The sequence below is a fragment of the Streptosporangium heterodermiicola genome (assembly GCF_051390675.1).
Classification (GTDB): Bacteria; Actinomycetota; Actinomycetes; order Streptosporangiales; family Streptosporangiaceae; genus Streptosporangium.
Map to the genome: position 1 here is coordinate 152726 of NZ_JBPJSR010000011.1, position 17946 is coordinate 170671.

Sequence of the window (17946 nt, forward strand, 5' to 3'; positions counted from 1 at the left end):
GGTCGACGTGCCGAGGCTGGGCATCCATCAGGACTTTCTCCAGGATCTCGTCCGACTGGAGCGTCCGCTGCAACAGAAGGTTGTCGAGACGATCCGCAAGTTCGAACAGACCGCGCACGCCGGTGCCCATCTGGAGAAGCTGAACCACATACGCGATGACCGCTTCAAGAGCATCAGGATCGACCGAAAGTATCGGGGCATTGTTCTGGTTCCGGAGCAGGGCGACGAACACATCCTGCTGCGAGTGGGCAATCACGACGAGACCTATGCATGGGTGCAGAATCGCCGTGTATCGGTGAACAATGCCATCGGACATATCGAGATCCGCGACACCGAGACGATCGACGCCACCATTGAGCGGCTTAAAGCCGACCCGGCACCCACCGTACAGCGGGTGTTCGCCCATGTAAGGGATGCGGACCTGGTACGGCTCGGCGTCGATGAGCAGATGCGGACGTTTGCCCGGAAACTGACCGACATTGGGATGTTGGAGGCACTGGAGGGAAAGCTCCCCCGGGTCCAGTACGACGTGCTGATCGGGCTGGCTTCCGGAATGTCGCCGGAGGCGGTCTGGGACGAGATCGTCGGGTCAGTTGCCCTGGAGCGGTTCGATCCGGAGGATGTGGCCGCGGCTGTACGGCGCATGCCCGACAAGGTGGTGCTCGTCGAGGGGCCCGACGAGCTCCTGGACCTGTTCGACAAGCCCTTCGCCCGCTGGCGCGTCTACCTGCACCCCACCCAGCGGGAGACGGCATACCGTTCCTATTCCGGCTCTGCCCAGGTCATTGGCGGTCCTGGAACCGGGAAAACCGTCGTCGCCCTCCATCGGGCCCGGCACCTGGCTGCGCAGGGCGGGAAGGTCCTGCTTACCACCTTCACCGCGACACTGACCCGATCTCTCGCCGAAGCACTTCGGCTCCTGGAGAGCGACGACGAGATCCTCTCCAGGATCGACGTCCTGACAGTCGATCAGGTGGCGCGGAGAATTGTGGAAGAACGACTCGGTCGCTTCACACTTCTCCAGACTAAGGACGAGAGGATCATCTGGCGGAAGATCATCCGTAGACGCGACCTTGACTACAGCGAGACCTTCCTCATGGAGGAGTGGCGCCAGGTCATCCTTGCTCAGGAGGTCACGTCCCTTGATGCCTACCTTGCTGTGCGACGGGTCGGGCGCGGTCGACGCCTTGGCCCGTTGCAGAGGGCCCAGGCATGGCGGGCGGTGGCCGAGTTCGAACAGGAACTGGCCGAACTCAACGCCCGTGTTTACGAGACGGTTTGCATTGCCGCAGCCCGGCTCCTCGTGGACGAGAGCGGCAAGCCGTACGATCACGTGATCGTGGACGAGGCCCAAGACCTGCACCCAGTGCGATGGCGGGTGCTCCGGACCGCCGTCCTCAGCGGGCCGAATGACATCTTCCTCGCTGGTGATGCCCACCAGCGAATCTATGACAACCGGGTGTCACTCAGTTCCATCGGCATATACGTCGCGGGACGCACCGCACAGCTGAAGGTCAATTACCGGACCACGGCGGAGATCCTCTCCTGGAGCCTGGACATGCTTTCAGGAGAGCAGGTCGTCGGACTCGACGACGATGAGATCTCATTGGTGGGCTTGCGCTCGGAGGTCCACGGCAGCCGGCCTCACGTTTTTGGGGCCACGGCCAAACACGCAGAGCTGGAGCACCTTACGATGATGGTGCGCGGCTGGCTCGACGCTGGAGTCCGCCCCGAGGAGATCGGCATCACCGGACGGTCCGGCATGCACCTGCAGGACGCCGTCGCGACTCTCACCCGATCTGGAATCGCCGCCTGTCTTCTGAGCAGGGAGAAGGACGCGCTCGACGGGAGTGTTCAGGTGATGACCATGCATCGGGCGAAAGGGCTGGAGTTCCGCTGTGTGGCTGTGATCGGCGTTGGGGCGGACCAGGTCCCCTCTGTAACGAACGTCCGATCGATTGAGGAGGACGAACCGACTCACCGAAACGACCTGCAGCGAGAACGGTGTCTGCTCTTCGTCGCCTGCACCCGGGCCCGGGAAAGGCTCTCGGTCTCGTGGTACGGCGAGCGGAGCCCGTTCTTGAGGTGACGGATCACTCCTGGCGGCGACAGTGCCCGACCACTGCCGCGACCTCCTCGTCGGAAACCCTGGCGAGATGCAGCAGGCGTGGAAGGTCTTCTCCGCTTCGCCGAAGCAGCGCCTCTCCCAAGCCCAAGGTTTCCGCGCCCGTATGGTCAAGCAGTCGGAGACTCGCTTCCGGCGAGCGAACAGGGAGCCCGAGGCGGCCCGGAATGTAGCGCTTGACCTGCTGGGTCAGCGTGCGTTCGTCGGGACGTGTAGTACGCAGCACGATGTGGACGCCTGCGGCCTTACCCAACCGGGCCAGCTGGTCGATCTCCGCAGCGGAGGATCGCACTTCGGCGAGTTCATTGACCACTATCAGGACACGGGGGTGGGGAAGCGAGGCGTCACCAAGAGATCGCAGTGGAGCGGGGATTCGCCCAGTAAAGACGCCCTTGTTGTACTGGTCGACAGTTCGATAGCCGACAGCGGATAGGTCGTCGTAGCGGCGTTCCATTTCGGCGACGGCCCAGGCCAAGGCTTTCGCTGCGGCCTGCAGTTTCGTGACGATCGGTTCGACCAGGTGAGGGAGTCCCGTGAAAGGAGAGAGGGCGTCCACTTGACCGTCGATGAGGAGCATGCGGACCTCCTCGACGCTCATCCGCATGAGGACCGAGGTGATGATCACCCGTACCGGATCGGTTGCGGGATCCTTGATGGAACCACCGATCAATAGGTGGAGGCTCCGCATGAGGTCGAGCGCGACCGGATGGCCATCGCGGTCCCGTCCGAGTCCGGCGATCAACGGCCGGTCGGAGTCGGTTGATGGTAGTTCCCGAAGAACGTCACCTGCGCTGACGGTGTCTGCCTTGGGATGTGGGAGTTCGATCGCGACGGCCTGCACTCCGGGCAGCGGGGAACTGGATCGTGCCATGAGAATGACCCTGGCCTCCGGGTTTCCGACAGCTGTCGCGATCCGTGACCTGAGCGCGATGACCTCGCCGGGCTGTGTGGTCGGTCCCAGATGGATCTCGCATCTGGAACATGCCGGTCCTCGGGTGAGACCGGTGACCTTGGCATCGACTCCCGACTGGTGAAGAACTTTGGCGATGGCCTTCACCGTATTCTCATCAGTGATACGCCGGTGCCCGGCCGCACCGGACTTCAGAAGCTGAATCGGAGGCCGCCGGTACAACTCCTTGGTCTTGGCCGGCGCGAAGGGCTTGACGAAAATTGGAGCGGGCGGCTCCTCCACTGACGGCTCGACGCGCTGCATGGCCCTGAGCCGTTCGGCTACCTCTGTCCCCGTCTGGGGACGGTTGTCGGGCTTCTTGGCCAGGAGTTGCAGCACCAGGTCTTCCACGACACTCGGGATGTCGCTTCGGGTGGACGAAGGCGCAATCGGCTCGATCATTGCGTGCTGATACATGAGCTGCTGCGCGGACGAACCGTAGAAAGGCTTGTCTCCGGTCAGCATCTCGTACATGACACAGCCGAGAGAGTAGAGGTCGGCGCGTGAGTCCAGGTGGCCATCGAACTGCTCCGGTGCCATGTAGGCGGCGGTGCCGATGCCGGAAGTCGCCTTGCTGCCCGCGTCTTGCCGAAAACGGGCTACGCCGAAGTCACAGATCTTTGGGCGGTCGTGCCTCAGGAGCATGATGTTGGCGGGTTTGACATCGCGATGAACGACGTTCTTCGCATGTGCAGCGGCCAGAGCGCGGGCCAGTCGCTCGGCGATCCGGACGACTCTTTCGATGGGCAGGCCGTTGCGCGCGTGCGACAGCACTGCGGCGAGATCTTGGCCGGTGAGTAATTCCATGACGAAAAACGCGTGACCGTCGTGTTCATCGACATCGAACACCATGGTGATGCCCGGGTGTTCCAATGCGGCGCCGATCTTCGCCTCCGTCAAGAACCTTTCGACCTTCTGCGGCTCGCCAGACAGGTGATCGGCGAGGATTTTTACGGCCACGTGGCGATTCAACCGCAGGTCGAAGGCTTTCCAGACCACTCCCATGGCGCCGTGTCCAAGCCGTTCATCCAACCGGTACCGTCCGACCAGCGTCACCTCCTCGCCCACCAAGACACCCTCCCGCCTGACATGTTCGGCTATGAAACTATTGGCGATGCTCTATCACGAATAGTGAGGTCTGGTCGACCGAAACCGCCGATACGCAATTGGAACGCTCGGTACCGTGAGACGCATGACAAGTGCGAGGCCAACGAGGGCATCGAGCGAGGGCGTGCGCAAGAGCATGCAGAGTAACCGCAGCCGCGACACCAAACCGGAACTGGCCCTCCGACGTGCGGCTCATGCCCTTGGTCTTCGTTACCGGGTCGCCGTCCGCCCGCTGCCCGGCATTCGCCGTACCGCCGACATGGTGTTCACCAAGACCAAGGTCGCCGTATTCATGGACGGCTGCTTCTGGCACGGTTGTCCGCAACATCACACTGTTGCGGCGACCAACGCGGGCTTCTGGGCGGACAAGGTCCGGCGGACGAGGGAGCGCGACGTGGAGACTGATCGTCTTCTGACGGAGGAGGGTTGGCTGGTCGTGCGTATATGGGAACACCAAGACCCTGTCCAAGCAGCCGTGCTCGTCGCTGACGCCGTGGTCACTCGTCGGAGGGCTTCAGCCGTTCGATGAAAATACATCTCTCAGGAACTGAAGACAGTGAGGTCAGAGTGGGTTTTCTCGGTGATTGCCGCTATGGCTGGTGAGCCCTAGAGACCCCCTGAAGAGCGGAGCGAGTCAGAGTATCGCCTGGTCCGGCACGACGACACGCGGCTGTCGACATCCCTGAGGACGCGATTCACGATCCCGTGGCCGCGATCGGGGCTACCGTCGAGGCCATGCGAGCCGCCGGCCTGCCGGTTGTCCCCAAGTTGTGGATACCTGCCAGTCAATGCAGCCAGTGTTACGCGGGCTGCGCCGATGACCCGAGGGAGGGGTGACCGTGAAACCGCAGTGGGACGACCTCCCCGGCAACGTGCGTCACACCGTCGAGCAGCGGATCGGTCAGGTCCTCAAGGCCGACCCGGTGACCAAGGGGCTCATGCCCGGCCTCGCCGTCCGGCCGCACACCGAGGACGGCGGGACCGTCTTCCTCAAGGCTGTTTCCACCGCCAGTTCGGCCGCGTCCTTGTACGCGCGGGAGCGACAGGCGGGCACCGTTCTGCCGCCTGGCCTGCCCGCACCTCGCCTGCTGTGGAGTGGGGAGGTGGAGGGATGGATCGTGCTGCTGCACGAGTACGTCGACGGTCGTGACGCCGATCTGTCGCCCGGTTCGCCGGACGTTCCGCTCGTGCTGGACACCCTGGTCGTCCTGAACGAGTCGCTCACTCCGTATCCCGGCCAGGACGCCGTTTCGGGCGTCGCCGCGAATGTCGCGATGCTCCAGGCCAAGGCCGCGCGACTGCTCGCTCTTCCCTCCGAGGACCTGCCGTACCGGGCCATGTACGAGGCGGCGCTCGGCACGTTCAGCCTCGACGCCTTGGAGGGCGACACCCTTCTCCACTACGACCTGCACTCCGGCAACTTCCGGATCGATGACGGCAGGGCGTACGTCATCGACTGGGCGTTCGCGGTGCGCGGTGCCGCCTGGGTGGACGCCGTCATGCTCGGCCCCCGTTTCATCGAGGCGGGCCATACTCCGGAGCAGACCGAGACGCTTCTCGCCCGGGTGCCCGCCTGGCGGTCCGCACCCGCGGACGACGTCACCGCCCTGGCCGCGCTGTGGACGCTGTTCCGCCTCTACAAGGCCCGGTTCGGTCCTGCGGAAGGGCGCGACTTCCGGGCGCGAGCCGCCAAGGCAGGGCGAGCATGGGTGCGCCACCGCTCTACCTGACCAGGTGGCCACGTCGCTGTGTCGAACTGGCGCACATCGTCGACGAGGAGGAAAGGGTGATCCACGCCTCCGAGGTCACGCACATCCGCTACAGCGTCGACGGGCGGGCCGCCCTCGTCCTCGACGACCGCGGTAGCGGAACGGGCGCCTCTGGAACCGGCACCCCGTAGTCCTTCGAGGTCGTCGCGAACGCCGGGAACGCCGGGAACCCGATGCGCTGACGGCGACACCCTATTGGCACCGGCGCGGGCTGTTCAGGCACCCGCGCCGACGTCAGACTGTCGCGCAGGACAGAAGGAGGACGCACAGTGACAGACCAACCACTCGAAAGCACTTCGGGCTCGTCTCCGAGCAGCGGCTCAAGCTCGCCTTCGAACAGCAGTTCGTCGAGCAGTTTGTCGTCTTCGAGCAGTGGTTCGTCATCCCCGAGCAGCGGCTCAAGCTCGTCCCGCGGCAGCGGCTCGTCGAGTAGTTCGTCGTCGTCTTCGAGCAGCGGTTCGTCGTCATCGGACACTCGCCGGTCAATCGGCGCCACGTGTGCCCAAGCCGTCAGAGACCTGATGGGAGTCGGTTCCATCGAATGGGGCAGCGGAAGCTCCTGGCGTGGCACGGGAGCGGTTCCCGACCACAGCCGGGCTCCCGTCCAGCTGATGTGTTACGAACTTCTTCCCTACGCCCTGGTCAGGGCAGGACACATGAGCGAGGAGACGTTCCTGGAGGGGGTGAAGAAAAAATCCTCGGGGGAGGGCGACGGCAGGGTGGACGTATGGACGAGCTTCCTGGGCGATGTGACGTCGCAGGGTTCCGTTTCGGTGGACGAACTCGAAACCCTGCGTGTCGTCCCGGGCGACATCATCGTCCTGTACGGCATGTTCGACGAGGGGGTCCACGTGATGATCGCTTCGGGCGGTTCCTCGACCGAGGGGCTGCAGGTCTACTCGCTGGCCGCCAACAACCCGACGAACTACCTCACCGAGGCGACCCTCACTGCGATCATCAAGCCGTACAGGAGCTTGGACGTTTCATGTGTGAGGGTGTTCAGCCTGAAACAGGAACTCCTGATCTGAGACACTGACTCTCTGCGGACTCCCCTGATCACGCGGGTGTCCCGGCCGGCCTTGCCTTCATGGGTGACGGGAGCCTGGACGTCACGACACCCCCGGGTGCGTCGGATCCCGCGGTCGCCCCGACGTCCGAGGAGACCTTCAAACCTTCTCCCGTACGCCGAAGGGGCTGTCGATGGCGTACCTCCAGTAGCCATCCGGACCGCGCCTGGCGACGTCGGTGGCGGTGCCCGCGACGCGTACCGACCGGCCGTCGCGGTCCGTGCCGTCGATGACCCAGTCAACGATCAGCAGGGCGAGGTCGCCCGCGGTGTGGACGTGCCGTGGCCGGACGGTGATCGGCAGTCCCAGGGCCAGGAACCGGCCGTTGGCGGCGTTGATCTGCTCTCCGCTCAGCGGAGAGCCCGACTCCGGGACGAACACCGCCCCGCTCTCGTAGACCTCCGCCACCGCCGCCGCGTCCCCGAGGTTGAAGCGCTCGGCGAAGACCGCGGGTACGTCCTCCGCGCGTTGGGCAAGTTGTCGCATGATTGACCTGTTCCGTTGCAGTGGCCGGACGCGACAACGCTAGGAGGCGCCTTCGTGACTCACCAAACGGTTGGTTCTCCAGGCCTGCCCGACGACCCTCGCGCGAACGTCACCGAACCGATCCCGTCGTGCCCGGTGGAGATCACCTTGGCGGCCCTGCACGGACGATGGACGACCCTGCTCATCCGTGAGCTGCTGCGGGGCGACCGGACGTTCAGCGAGCTCCGCCGGGCGCTGCCCGCGCTGTCGGACAAGGTGCTGTCCGACCGGCTGGCGCATCTGACCGGGGCCGGCGTGCTCGACCGCCACCGTCGGCCCGGCTGGCCGCCCCGGGTGAGCTACGGCCTCACCTCCCGCGGGCGCGATCTCGGCCCCGTCCTCCAGGCACTGTGGGACTGGGGTGCGGGGCGACAACCGTGAGGTACGTGAATCGCCAGGTTTCGGCCGGACGTCTCCGGCATGCCTCGGTCTTGTGTCGGCGGTGGCCGCCACGGTCGCCGAGCACTGTCGGTCTTTCGCTGGAGACTGCCGTGGTGGTCGGTCGTCCTGCGGAACAGTGCGGCAGGCGTCAGGTGCGCGTCCCCGTCCCGCTGGTGTCGAGGGCGAACCGCTGGGCGAACGCGGACAGCTCCTCGCGTTGCCGTTCCGGTTCGGTGGCGGTGGCACTCACGACGACGCGGGTCACGCCCTGCTCGGCGAGCGCCTCGACCTGGTCGGTGGTCATGTCGATCGCCCCCGATCGTGTGTACTCCAGCGCCTCCGGGTCGCGGCCGGCCTCGGCGGCGGCCGATCGGGCGAGGTCCATCTGGAGGGCGCGCTCGTCCGGGGTGAGCGCGCCACCCGGGAAGTAGCCGTCGCCGCGTCGTCCGGCGCGGCGTGCGGCCGCCCGGCTCGATCCGCCGACGTGGATCGGCAGGTGGGTGACCCCGTAGGGCTTCGGGAACTGGCACAGCCCGTCGAAGGCGAAGAACTCCCCGTCGAAGCCGACCCCGTCCTCGCCACCGGCCCAGAGCAGCCGCATCACGTCGATCGCCTCGTCGGCACGGCGCCCACGGGTGCCGAAGTCGACCCCCACCGCCCCGGCCTCGCCGGGCAGGGCGCCGAGCCCCACGGTCAGCAGCCGCATCCGCCCCTTGGACAGCACGTCGACGGTCGCCAGCCGCTTGGCGAGGACCACCGGATGGTGGTACGGAAGGAGCAGCACACCCGTGCCGAGCAGAATCCGCCGCGTGGCCGCGGCGACGAAGCTCAGGCAGTCGAGCGGATCGAGGTACGGCAGCGACGGCGGGAGCTCGAAGCGCCCGACCGCCGCACCCGGGTACAGCGCGATGTGCTCGGGCACATACAGCGCCTCGAAGCCGCAGTCCTCGGCGTGCCGGGCGTAGGCCATGATCTTGTCGGGATCGACGCCGTGGTAGGGCGTGCTGTAGCTGACCGCGAACTTCATCGTCGTTCCTCGGGTTGGCCGGCCGGTGCGACGGAGGAGTGGTCGCCGACCGGCGTGGCCGGGTGGTCCGCGCCAGGCGTCGACGACGTCGCCATCCGTCTGTCGCGGCCACGCTAGAACGTTGTCACTGGCGTCAAGGCAACTCGCCCCCCGGTCACAGTCACGGGAAGCGGCCGATCACCCGCGGTGCCGGCCTGCGGGGTTACAACTCCCGCGACGTGGCCTCATAGGGAACCTGCTCCGAGAGTGCCGATTGCCGTGCGGCGGGCCTGACGGTCACCGCGCGAGGGCGAGGGCGAGGGACGCGACGGCCAGTAGCAGGAAGCCCCCGGGGAAAGCCATGTTGTGGAACACGCGGGCGCGGACGTGGGCGGCGACGGCGCCGGCGAAGAACAGGGTGAGCCCGACGGCGGCGGCGACGCCGATGAAGCGGACACCGAGCAGGCCCAAGAGGAGCCCGGCCGCTCCGGCGGCCTTCAGAGTGGCGAGCGGCGGGAGCCAGGAGCGCGGGATGCCCAGCTCGGCCGAATTGGCCAGGACGAACCCGGCCCGTGAGAAGTCGGCGACGGCGGCCCAGACGTTGACCGCGATCGTGACGAGGGTGACGACGACGTAGGCGACGAACATTCGTACGGCCCGCCTTCAGCCGGAAAAGCCATAAAAGCCAGAAAAGCCAGAAAAGCCGGAGGAGCTGGGGGTGCCGGAGGTGCCCGCGAGGCCGGGGGAGCCGGACAAACCGGGAGCGCCGGGCGAGCCGGAAGAGTCGGAGGTACCCACGAGGCTGGGGAAGCCGGACAAACCAGGGGAATCAGGGGAGCCGGAAGAGCCGGAGACGCCAGAGAGGCCGAAAAAGCGGTAGGCGCCGAGGACGTCGAGTGGCTGGGGTGCCGGGGTGGGGCCCACGGCCCACTTGGCCACGGTCGCCTGCAGCCGTCGCGCCGCCGCGATGCCGGGCAGCGGGTTCTCGATACCCTCGTCGAGCTCCAGCAGGGCGACGAACTCGGTGGTTCCGGCGCGGCGCAGGTACGCGTACCGGACGCCCTCCGGCCGTTCCGTCTCCACCTCCGCGAAGGCCGTCTCGATCGCCTCGACGACCTCCGTGACACCCTCGTCGGCCACCTGGTAACGGATCATCATGACGGGCATGGTGTCTCTCCTCGGGTCGTGCGGATGTTGGCGAGCTGCCGCGTCAAGCCTTGCCTGGTGCTGACTTGGCGTCCAATACCTGCGTCTATAACCTGGCGGCATGGATGTCGACACGCGGCTGTTGCGCTACTTCGTCGCCGTGGCGGAGGAGGGGAGCCTCACCCACGCCGCGGAACGGCTGTTCGTGTCGCAACCGGCGCTGACCAAACAGATCAAGCGGCTCGAAAGCCTGCTCGACGTGCGGCTGTTCACGCGATCCCGGACCGGCATGGCCCTCACCGAACCGGGCCGGGCCCTGGCGGAGCGGGTGCCCGCCCTGCTGGACGGCTGGGACCGGACGCTGCGGGAGACCCGGCACGTGGCGGGCCGGGCGGCCCGCGTGCTGCGGGTCGGCTTCATGGCCAGCGCCGCCAACGAGGCCACCCAGCACATCGTCACGGCGTTCGCCGGTCGCAGGCCGGGCTGGAGGGCCGAGATGCGGCAGGCCGCGTGGTCGGACCCGACCGCCGGGCTCGCCGAGGGGAAGGTCGACGTCGCCCTGCTGCGCGTGCCCTTCCCCGGGCAGGAGACCTTTCGGGTGGAGGTGCTGTTCACCGAGCCTCGCTGGGTCGCGCTCCCCACGGCACACCCGTTCGCCACGCGTGACCTGATCCCCTTCCGGGACCTGTGGGACGAGCCGTTCGTGGCGGCTCCGCCCCGGACGGGCCGGTGGCGGGACTACTGGCTCGCCGCCGACGAGCGTGACGGCCACCCGGTCCGCGTCGGTGCCGTGACCGACCAGCCCGACGACTGGCTGAGCGCGATCGCCAACGGCTACGGCGTCGCCCTGGCCCCCGAATCCGCCGCCCGGTTCTACGCGCGCCCCGGCGTCACCTACCGGCCCGTGAGCGGTGTCAGCCCCACCCGCGTCGGCGTCGCCTGGGCACCCGACGACGACACCAACCCCGTCGTCCAGGACTTCGTCCGCTGCTGCGCCGAAAGCGGGCTGCCAGCGTGAACCGTACTCGGCGGGCCGTCGGCGCTGTCGTGGGATCCGCGACGGGCGACGCGCTGGGCGCCCCCTTCGAGTTCGGCCTCACAGGGGTGTTCTCCGCCCGGTTTCCCGTTCCCGCCCAAGAGAGCGAGATGTGCGGTGGCGGCTGGGACGCCGGTGAGGCCACCGATGACACGCAGATGGCCGTGCACCTGGCGGAGTCGCTGCTGGAACGCGGGGGGCCGGAGGGGCTGACCGGGGGCGGTTGAAGTCCGCGAGGTGGTTCTGGGTGGCCCTCATCGGCGGGCCGGTGTCGGTGTCGGGGTGGTTGGTCCGAGTTTGTGTCGGTGGTGGTCGCTACAGTCGCCGAGCATTGTCGATCTTTCGCTGAGGACTGCCGAGGAGACCGGATGACCGAGCCCGATGTGACGATGGCCAGGATCGGCCAAGGTGTCGAGCTGGGGCGGCGCGGCGAGCGAGAGGCCGCCCGGGAGCTGTTCTCCGAGCTGTGGGAGGAGATCGGCGCGACGGGCGACCCCCTGCACCGGTGCGCCCTCGCCCACTCGATGGCCGACGTCCAGGACGAGGTGAAGGAGGAGCTGCTCTGGGACCTCCGCGCCCTGGAGGCGGCCGATCTGGTGACCGACGAGCGGGCTCGGCAGGCGGGTGTCGCCGGTCCCGCGAGCGGTTTCCACCCTTCCCTGCACCTCAACCTGGGCGACGCCTACCGCAGGCTCGGCGACCTCGATCGGGCGCGTGACCACCTCGAACGAGGGCGCGCCGTCGTCGGCGCACTCGGTGACGACGGGTACGGACGGATGATCAGGCAGGGCCTGGAGCGGCTCGCCGATCGCCTGGCGGCCGGCTAGCCGTCCGTTCTTCAGCTCTTCGGCGGGAAATCCAGGCCGCGGTGATCGTACGGTCGGACGTATGAACGTCGAGGAGGGGAACGCCCGTCGTGCCGTGCGCCGGGTGTGGGGGTGGGACGTGCCGGGCAGCGTGGCCGGGGCGGCCGGGGAGCCCGCGAGGCCACGGCCGCGCGGGTGGGTTCTCGCGTCGGCCGCCGTGCCGGTGGCGGTGCTCCTGGCGTTTCCCGCCGTCGTGCCCAACGCCGTGGGCAATCTCGGCAGCCTGCTGGAGACCTTCCTTCCCTGGGGCGGGCTGGCCGTTCCCGTGCTGCTGGGGCTGGCGCTGCTGCGCCGTTCGGTCCTCGCGACGGTGTCCCCGGTGCTGCCCGTGGCCGTCTGGATCGCCGTTTTCGGCGGGCGGGCGCTGCCCGCCGACCGGGGGCGGCGGGCGACCTGACCGTGCTCCAGCACAACGTCGGCGAGGAGAATCCCGACCACGGGGGGACCGCGCCGGCACTGGTACGGGCCGGGGCCGACCTCGTCGCCCTGGAGGAGCTGACGCCCGGCGTCCTGCCCGTCCACGAGAACGCCCTCGCGTCCGGACACCCCCACCGCGCGGTCGTGGGCACCGTCGGCCTCTGGTCCAGGTATCCCCTGGCGGACTCGCGGCCGGTGGACATCAGGCCCGCGGACGTCGGGCCCGACTGGAACCGCGGGCTGCGGGTCACCGCGCGGACGCCACACTGTGACGTGGCCGTGTACGTCGCCCACCTGCCCTCGATCCGTATCCGTCCGCCGGACGGTTTCGGGTCCGGCCGCAGGGACGAGAGCGCCGCCAGGCTGGGGGCGGCCGTCGCCTCGGAGGGGCTGGACAGGGTCGTTCTGCTGGGCGACCTCAACGGCACACTCGACGACCGTGGCCTCGCCCCGCTCACCTCCCGGATGGTCTCGGCTCGGGAGAGGTTCGGTTTCAGCTGGCCCGCCGCCTTTCCCCTCGCCCGGATCGACCACGTCATGACCCGTACGGCGATCCCCGTCGCCGCCTGGACCCTGCCCGCCACCGGCAGCGACCACCTGCCGCTCATCGCCCGCGTCGACCTCTGACGCCCCGGACAGGCGTGCCGGTCGACGGCTGTGGACGCGCCTGTGCCGGTGTCGTCCGTGTCGTCCGTGTCGTCCGTGTTGTTCGTGTTGTTCGTGTTGTCCGTGCAGTCAGGACCCGGCGACGCGGGCTTGGTTATGCTCGGGCGGTGAGCTCCCCGAGAACGCTCGTACTGTGGGACATCGACCACACGCTGATCGACGCCGGCGGTGTCACCGCCGACACCTATGACCACGCGTTGCACGCCACCACCGGCCGCCGGATGGAACACTCGGTGCAGGTGGCCGGGCGGACCGAGCGGGCGATCGTCTCCGAGATCTTCCAGGCGCACGAGGTCGAGGTGTCGGACCGGCTCCTCGACTCCTTCTACGTCGCCCTCGCCGAGGCGTTCGTCGTGCGCGAGGCCGTGATGCGGGAGCGCGGCCGGGCCCTGTCGGGAGCACGCGAGGTGCTCGCGGTGCTGGCGGAACGCGAGGACGTGGTGCAGTCGGTGCTCACCGGCAACACCGAGCCGGTCTCGATCGGGAAGCTCACGGTGTTCGGGCTGGACGGCTTCGTGGACTTCGAGGTGGGCGCGTACGGCACCGACCACGAGGATCGCGCCGCGCTGGTGGCCCTGGCGCAGCGGCGCGCCGCCGGCAAGTACGGGGAGCCCTTCACCGCGCGCAACACCGTGCTGGTCGGTGACACGCCGAACGACGTCCGCGCCGGTCATGAGGGCGGGGCGAGGGTGATCGCGGTCGCCACCGGCTTCAACGACGCGAGCGTCCTGGTCGAGGCCGGTCCCGAGCTGGTGCTGGGAGACCTCGCCGACACCGACACCGTCGTACGGGCCGTGCTCGGCGTGCCGGACCGGCCGGGCGGCGTCCCCTAGACCGAGAGAGCCGGTAACGACCCGTACCATCGGCCACCGGCCCGCCACCGAAGGATTTCCGCCGGGCGTTCGCTACGGGGTTTCCGCCGGGCGCGTACCACGGCGTTTCCGCCGGGCGCGCGCCGTGGGTTTCCGCCGGGTGTACGTCATGGGGGCGGGGTCACCAGGAAGGGGTGCGCGGCCAGGGCCTCGTCGGTGACGGCCAGCAGGAGGCGCCCGAGCTGGTCACCGGCCGCGTTCTCGGCTTCGCCGGCCGTACGGCGGATCAGTGAGGCGAGCCGGTGGGCACCGCTCCGGTGTCGATGAGGCGGACCAGTTCCGGGAGGACCGTGCCCAGGGGGGCGTCGACGGTGAGGGTCGCGTAGCCGTCACCCCGGGTCGGGCCCTGGTTCACGATCGCCACGGGGATGCCGAGCTTCGCGGCGTGCAGCACGAACCGGCGGCCCGACATGACCGTCAGCGACGACCCGAGGACCAGGAGCAGGCGCGCTCCCTCCACGAGCGCGTAACATTCGCGCACCCGCTCAGCCGGGACGGTCTCCCCGAAGAAGACGACGTCGGGCTTCAGCATCCCTCCGTCGCACGCCCGGCATCCGACCACCTGGAACGCGTCGATCTCCTCGTCCGGCAGCTCGACGTCGCCGTCCGGGTTGATCGCGGTGGGCAGGGCGCCGAAGCGCGGGTTCGCCCGGGTCAGGCGGCGGTCCAGCTCCTCGCGCGGGCTGGAGTCGCCACAGTCGAGGCAGACGACCTCCCGCAGGTTGCCGTGCAGCTCGATGACGGACCGGGCGCCGCCCGCCTGGTGCAGGCCGTCGACGTTCTGCGTCACGATGCCGGACACCAGGCCCCGGCGCTGGAGGGACGCGACCGCGTGGTGGCCGCTGTTCGGCGCCGCCCCGGTCATCGTCCGCCACCCGATGTAGCTGCGGGCCCAGTAGCGCCGCCTGGCCACCGGGTCGCCGGTGAACGCCTGGTAGGTCATGGGGGTGTGCCGGGTCAGGGTCCCGCCCGGCCCCCGGTAGTCGGGGATCCCCGACTCCGTCGATATCCCGGCGCCGCTCAGCACCAGGACGCCGCCCCCGGCCAGTAGTTCCGCCAGCGTGCTCGTACCGTCGCTCACCCCTCCATGCTGCCCCACCCCGCGCGCCGGGCGACCTCAGGCCCCCGCCGAACGGGAAAAGGCCGTCCGGATCGGGCTCGGGCCGGCGGGGGCGATCTTTCCGGGCCGCGCGGGCCGCGGGGCGTCAGGGTTCGTCGTCCGGCGGCAGGCTGGGCACGTTGACGCGGAAGAAGCTGACCAGCAGCCCGTACGGCTCGCCGCGCGTGGGATCCGTCGAACACGGTTCGGCGGTCGTCGCGCGCAGCCGGGCCTCCAGCGCGTGGGCCTCGGTGCCGGTGAGCCAGAGGTGGCGCAGCGCGGTGTGCGAGGCCTGGCCGGGCCCGGCCGGCAGCATCTCGCCGAGTGCCGCGTTGATCAGGAACTCCGGGCCGACCGCCGCGTCCTGGTGCAGCCTGAAGGTCTGGCTGACCAGCGCGAAGTACTGCTCGGTGCCGCCGCGCACCTGGCGGGTCTCGGCCAGCAGGACCAGCCCGGCCTCGCGCAGCACGCGCACGTGATAGCCGATGGTGCCCTTGCTCATCCCCAGCGCGTGGGCGAGCTGCCGCAGCGTCGCGGGACGCTGGCGCAACACGTTGACCATGCGGTGACGCACCGGGTGCCCGAGGGCCTTGAACTGCTCGGCCGAGCGCAGCACGAGGTGGTCCCGCTCGTCGAGGGGCCGGTGGTCCGGGTCGTGGCCGCTCCCGTGCGCGGGTGGCCGTTCTTCTGCCATGAACGAAAGTGTCCAGGATCCTAAACGCTTTTGACAACTCCGCCGTGGCGGCCCCAGAATCACCTCATCGAGGAAGTGGCGAGGATTCTCGTCACTTAACCCGAGAGACCCACAAGGAGTCCGATGCCCCTCGCCACGGCCCGTGTCACCACCGACCGTTCCGCCCGCTACCTCAAGCAGCTCGTCTCGCACATGGGTCACAAGGCCACCACCGCCCTCGCCCCCGACGGCCGCGGCACGATCACGCTCGCCGACGGGACCTGCACCCTCACCCCCACCTCGGACCGGCTGGAGCTGACCGCCGCCGCGGCCGACGCCGAGTCGCTGGCCCGGGTCCTGGACGTGATCACCCGTCACCTGGTGCGCTTCGCCACCCAGGAGGAGCTCACCGTCGAGTGGACCGCCCCGATCGACGGCGGCGAGCTGGAGCCCACCGCCCCCGTCGTCGGCGAGTACCTGCTCGGCCACCACACGCCGGCCGACGACATCCTCGGGGAACTGGCCGTCGCCACCCGCGAGGCCACCGCCGGTGCCGCGCGCATGCAGGTCTCCCCCGACGAGGGCACGCTGCTCACCATGCTGACCCGGCTGACCGGCGCCCGCTTCGCGGTCGAGGTCGGCGTCTTCACCGGCTATTCGACGCTGTGCATCGCCCGTGGGCTGGCCGACGGCGGCAGGCTGCTCGCCTGCGACGTCAGCGAGGAGTGGACCGCGATCGGCCGGCCGTACTGGGAGCGCGCGGGCGTCGCCGACCGGATCGACTTGCGTATCGCCCCCGCGCTGGAGACGCTGCGCGCGCTCGACGCCGAGCCGCTCATCGATCTCGCGTTCATCGACGCCGACAAGGAAAGCTACCCGGCGTACTACGAGGAGATCGTGCGCCGGCTGCGGCCCGGCGGGCTGGTGGTGCTGGACAACGTCTTCCTCGGCGGACGCGTCCTCGACCCCGCGTACCAGGAGGAGCGGTACCTGGTGATGCGGCGGCTGAACGACCTGATCGCGGCCGACGAGCGGGTGGACTCGGTGATGCTGCCGGTGCGCGACGGGGTGACCATCGCCCGGCGCCGCTGACCCGCCGCCCGCACGCGTCCGCCTGGGCCTCCCGGCCCATGTCCTGAAGCGACATGGGCCGGCCCGGCCGGGGGCGTCGGCGGAAGTCGATGGTTCGGCCCGGCCGGAGGTGTCAGCGTAGGTCGACGGGTCGGCTCGGCTCGGCCGGGGGTGTCAGCGGAAGTCGTCGGCGTGGTCGGCCGCCCACTGCCGGAACGGGGTGGCGGGCCTGCCGGTGAGTTCCTCCATCGTTGAGGTGGCCGACTCGGGGGAGGTCACCATCCGCGCGTGCGCGTCGATCATTTCCTGCGCGGCGGCGGGCGGCCAGCCCTGGTCGAGCAGCCCGCGCAGCGCGACGTCGGGCGAGAGCTCCTCCCAGCGGACCGGCCGCCCGATGGCCTCGCCGATGGCGGTCACCTGCTCGATCTGGGTCAGTGGCTCGGGGCCGCTCAGCACGTACCTCGCTCCGGCGTGACCGGTGCCGGTGCCGGTGAGCACGCTCACTCCGGCGGCGGCGATGTCCCGCTCGTGGATCAGTGCCCTGGAGGCCGCCCCGTGGATCCAGCGGACGGTACCGGTGTCCCGGATCTGCGAGGCCCACATCAGGGTGTTGGCGGCGAACCCGCCGGGCCGCAGGAACGTCCATTCCAGCCCGGACCGTTCGATCAGCCGCTCCACGAGGGCGTGGGAGCCGAGGATCGAGTCCGGGTCCGTCTCGGGCGCGCCCGGCGCCGGGTCGGGGACGCCGCGTGCGGAGAGGTAGACGATCCGGCGGGCGCGTCCGGCGATCGCCTTGACGGTCGCGGGTGCCGCGTGGTCGGCCGAGAGGGTGGGCCAGACGAGGAACACCGACTCGACACCGTCCAGGGCGTCGTCCAGCGTGGCGGGGTCGGCCAGGTCACCGCGTACGACCTCGGCGCCCTCGGGAAGGGCGGCGGACGCGGGGTCGCGGGCCAGCGCGCGCACGGCGGCACCCGCGTCGAGGAGCTGGGACACGGCCTGCCCGCCGACCTTGCCGGTCGCTCCGGTGACCAGAATCATGCGGTTCTCCTTCGTGGGTGGGATGTTCTGACCAGCCTGCGACCTCACCTTTGGTTGAGGTCAAGGGGTGCGAGGACAAGGGGAAAGGTCAAGGGGGCATGGTGCGGGCCGGGTCCTCCCGGCCGGATGG

The 17946-nt window shown here is 69.1% G+C and carries 19 protein-coding genes and 1 pseudogene; 11 read left to right on the plus strand and 9 right to left on the minus strand.

What is annotated here, in order from left to right; all coding sequences use genetic code 11:
• The first annotated feature begins 7 nt into the window (after positions 1-7).
• Entirely contained in the window at positions 8-2089 is a 2082-nt protein-coding gene (locus ACSC1Q_RS24120; protein ID WP_436761107.1) for a UvrD-helicase domain-containing protein, read from the plus strand.
• 4 nt (positions 2090-2093) lie between these two features.
• Here the strand turns inward: ACSC1Q_RS24120 and ACSC1Q_RS24125 are convergent, their stop codons facing one another.
• Positions 2094-4142, minus strand: a complete 2049-nt coding sequence (locus ACSC1Q_RS24125; RefSeq protein ID WP_436760975.1) for a DNA translocase FtsK — start codon at positions 4140-4142, stop codon at positions 2094-2096.
• Between the two features lie 124 nt (positions 4143-4266).
• Here ACSC1Q_RS24125 and ACSC1Q_RS24130 point away from each other — a divergent pair, with 124 nt between their 5' ends.
• Both ACSC1Q_RS24130 and ACSC1Q_RS24135 read left to right on the plus strand, forming a co-directional pair.
• Positions 4267-4710, plus strand: a complete 444-nt coding sequence (locus tag ACSC1Q_RS24130; protein ID WP_436760976.1) for a very short patch repair endonuclease — start codon at positions 4267-4269, stop codon at positions 4708-4710.
• 310 nt (positions 4711-5020) lie between these two features.
• Entirely contained in the window at positions 5021-5911 is an 891-nt protein-coding gene (locus ACSC1Q_RS24135; protein WP_436760977.1) for a phosphotransferase family protein, read from the plus strand.
• 88 nt (positions 5912-5999) lie between these two features.
• Here ACSC1Q_RS24135 and ACSC1Q_RS24140 read toward each other — a convergent pair whose 3' ends face one another.
• On the minus strand, positions 6000-6425 hold the full coding sequence (locus ACSC1Q_RS24140; RefSeq protein ID WP_436760978.1) for a hypothetical protein: 426 nt from the start codon (positions 6423-6425) through the stop codon (positions 6000-6002).
• A 181-nt stretch (positions 6426-6606) separates the two neighbouring features.
• Between ACSC1Q_RS24140 and ACSC1Q_RS24145 the strand changes: the two genes are divergently transcribed.
• On the plus strand, positions 6607-6978 hold the full coding sequence (locus ACSC1Q_RS24145; protein WP_436760979.1) for a hypothetical protein: 372 nt from the start codon (positions 6607-6609) through the stop codon (positions 6976-6978).
• Between the two features lie 138 nt (positions 6979-7116).
• Here the strand turns inward: ACSC1Q_RS24145 and ACSC1Q_RS24150 are convergent, their stop codons facing one another.
• Positions 7117-7503, minus strand: a complete 387-nt coding sequence (locus ACSC1Q_RS24150) for a YybH family protein (protein WP_436760980.1) — start codon at positions 7501-7503, stop codon at positions 7117-7119.
• A gap of 54 nt (positions 7504-7557) precedes the next feature.
• Between ACSC1Q_RS24150 and ACSC1Q_RS24155 the strand changes: the two genes are divergently transcribed.
• Positions 7558-7923, plus strand: a complete 366-nt coding sequence (locus ACSC1Q_RS24155) for a winged helix-turn-helix transcriptional regulator (protein WP_436760981.1) — start codon at positions 7558-7560, stop codon at positions 7921-7923.
• Positions 7924-8071: 148 nt separating this feature from the next.
• On the opposite strand, the gene ACSC1Q_RS24160 is transcribed toward ACSC1Q_RS24155, so the two are convergent.
• From ACSC1Q_RS24160 to ACSC1Q_RS24170, 3 genes are all read right to left on the minus strand, one after another.
• Positions 8072-8950 (minus strand): TIGR03619 family F420-dependent LLM class oxidoreductase, encoded by an 879-nt coding sequence (locus ACSC1Q_RS24160; protein WP_436760982.1) that lies wholly within the window; start codon positions 8948-8950, stop codon positions 8072-8074.
• Positions 8951-9226: 276 nt separating this feature from the next.
• The gene (locus ACSC1Q_RS24165) at positions 9227-9577 is read right to left on the minus strand and encodes a DoxX family protein (RefSeq protein WP_436760983.1); all 351 of its coding nucleotides are present in this window, start codon (positions 9575-9577) and stop codon (positions 9227-9229) included.
• Between the two features lie 15 nt (positions 9578-9592).
• The gene (locus tag ACSC1Q_RS24170; RefSeq protein ID WP_436760984.1) at positions 9593-10096 is read right to left on the minus strand and encodes a hypothetical protein; all 504 of its coding nucleotides are present in this window, start codon (positions 10094-10096) and stop codon (positions 9593-9595) included.
• Between the two features lie 100 nt (positions 10097-10196).
• Here ACSC1Q_RS24170 and ACSC1Q_RS24175 point away from each other — a divergent pair, with 100 nt between their 5' ends.
• The 5 genes and pseudogenes from ACSC1Q_RS24175 to ACSC1Q_RS24195 all read left to right on the plus strand — a co-directional run bounded on the left by ACSC1Q_RS24175 (position 10197) and on the right by ACSC1Q_RS24195 (position 13893).
• Positions 10197-11093, plus strand: coding sequence for a LysR family transcriptional regulator (locus tag ACSC1Q_RS24175; RefSeq protein WP_436760985.1), 897 nt, complete (start codon positions 10197-10199; stop codon positions 11091-11093).
• The gene (locus ACSC1Q_RS24180) at positions 11090-11338 is read left to right on the plus strand and encodes an ADP-ribosylglycohydrolase family protein (protein WP_495573947.1); all 249 of its coding nucleotides are present in this window, start codon (positions 11090-11092) and stop codon (positions 11336-11338) included. The genes ACSC1Q_RS24175 and ACSC1Q_RS24180 overlap by 4 nt, the downstream gene beginning before the upstream one ends.
• 141 nt (positions 11339-11479) lie before the next feature.
• Complete coding sequence (locus ACSC1Q_RS24185; RefSeq protein WP_436760987.1) at positions 11480-11938, plus strand: hypothetical protein; 459 nt, start codon at positions 11480-11482, stop codon at positions 11936-11938.
• Between the two features lie 61 nt (positions 11939-11999).
• Positions 12000-13021: pseudogene (locus ACSC1Q_RS24190) on the plus strand (endonuclease/exonuclease/phosphatase family protein).
• 146 nt (positions 13022-13167) lie between these two features.
• Positions 13168-13893 carry an HAD family hydrolase gene (locus tag ACSC1Q_RS24195; protein ID WP_436760988.1) on the plus strand — a complete coding sequence of 242 codons (726 nt, stop codon included), beginning with the start codon at positions 13168-13170 and terminating at the stop codon, positions 13891-13893.
• Between the two features lie 265 nt (positions 13894-14158).
• On the opposite strand, the gene ACSC1Q_RS24200 is transcribed toward ACSC1Q_RS24195, so the two are convergent.
• Positions 14159-15013, minus strand: a complete 855-nt coding sequence (locus tag ACSC1Q_RS24200) for an NAD-dependent protein deacetylase (RefSeq protein ID WP_436760989.1) — start codon at positions 15011-15013, stop codon at positions 14159-14161.
• A 124-nt stretch (positions 15014-15137) separates the two neighbouring features.
• Positions 15138-15725 (minus strand): ArsR/SmtB family transcription factor, encoded by a 588-nt coding sequence (locus ACSC1Q_RS24205; protein WP_436760990.1) that lies wholly within the window; start codon positions 15723-15725, stop codon positions 15138-15140.
• Between the two features lie 123 nt (positions 15726-15848).
• Here ACSC1Q_RS24205 and ACSC1Q_RS24210 point away from each other — a divergent pair, with 123 nt between their 5' ends.
• Entirely contained in the window at positions 15849-16796 is a 948-nt protein-coding gene (locus ACSC1Q_RS24210) for a DUF2218 domain-containing protein (protein WP_436760991.1), read from the plus strand.
• A gap of 153 nt (positions 16797-16949) precedes the next feature.
• Here the strand turns inward: ACSC1Q_RS24210 and ACSC1Q_RS24215 are convergent, their stop codons facing one another.
• Complete coding sequence (locus ACSC1Q_RS24215; RefSeq protein WP_436760992.1) at positions 16950-17816, minus strand: NAD(P)H-binding protein; 867 nt, start codon at positions 17814-17816, stop codon at positions 16950-16952.
• Positions 17817-17946: the final 130 nt, after the last annotated feature.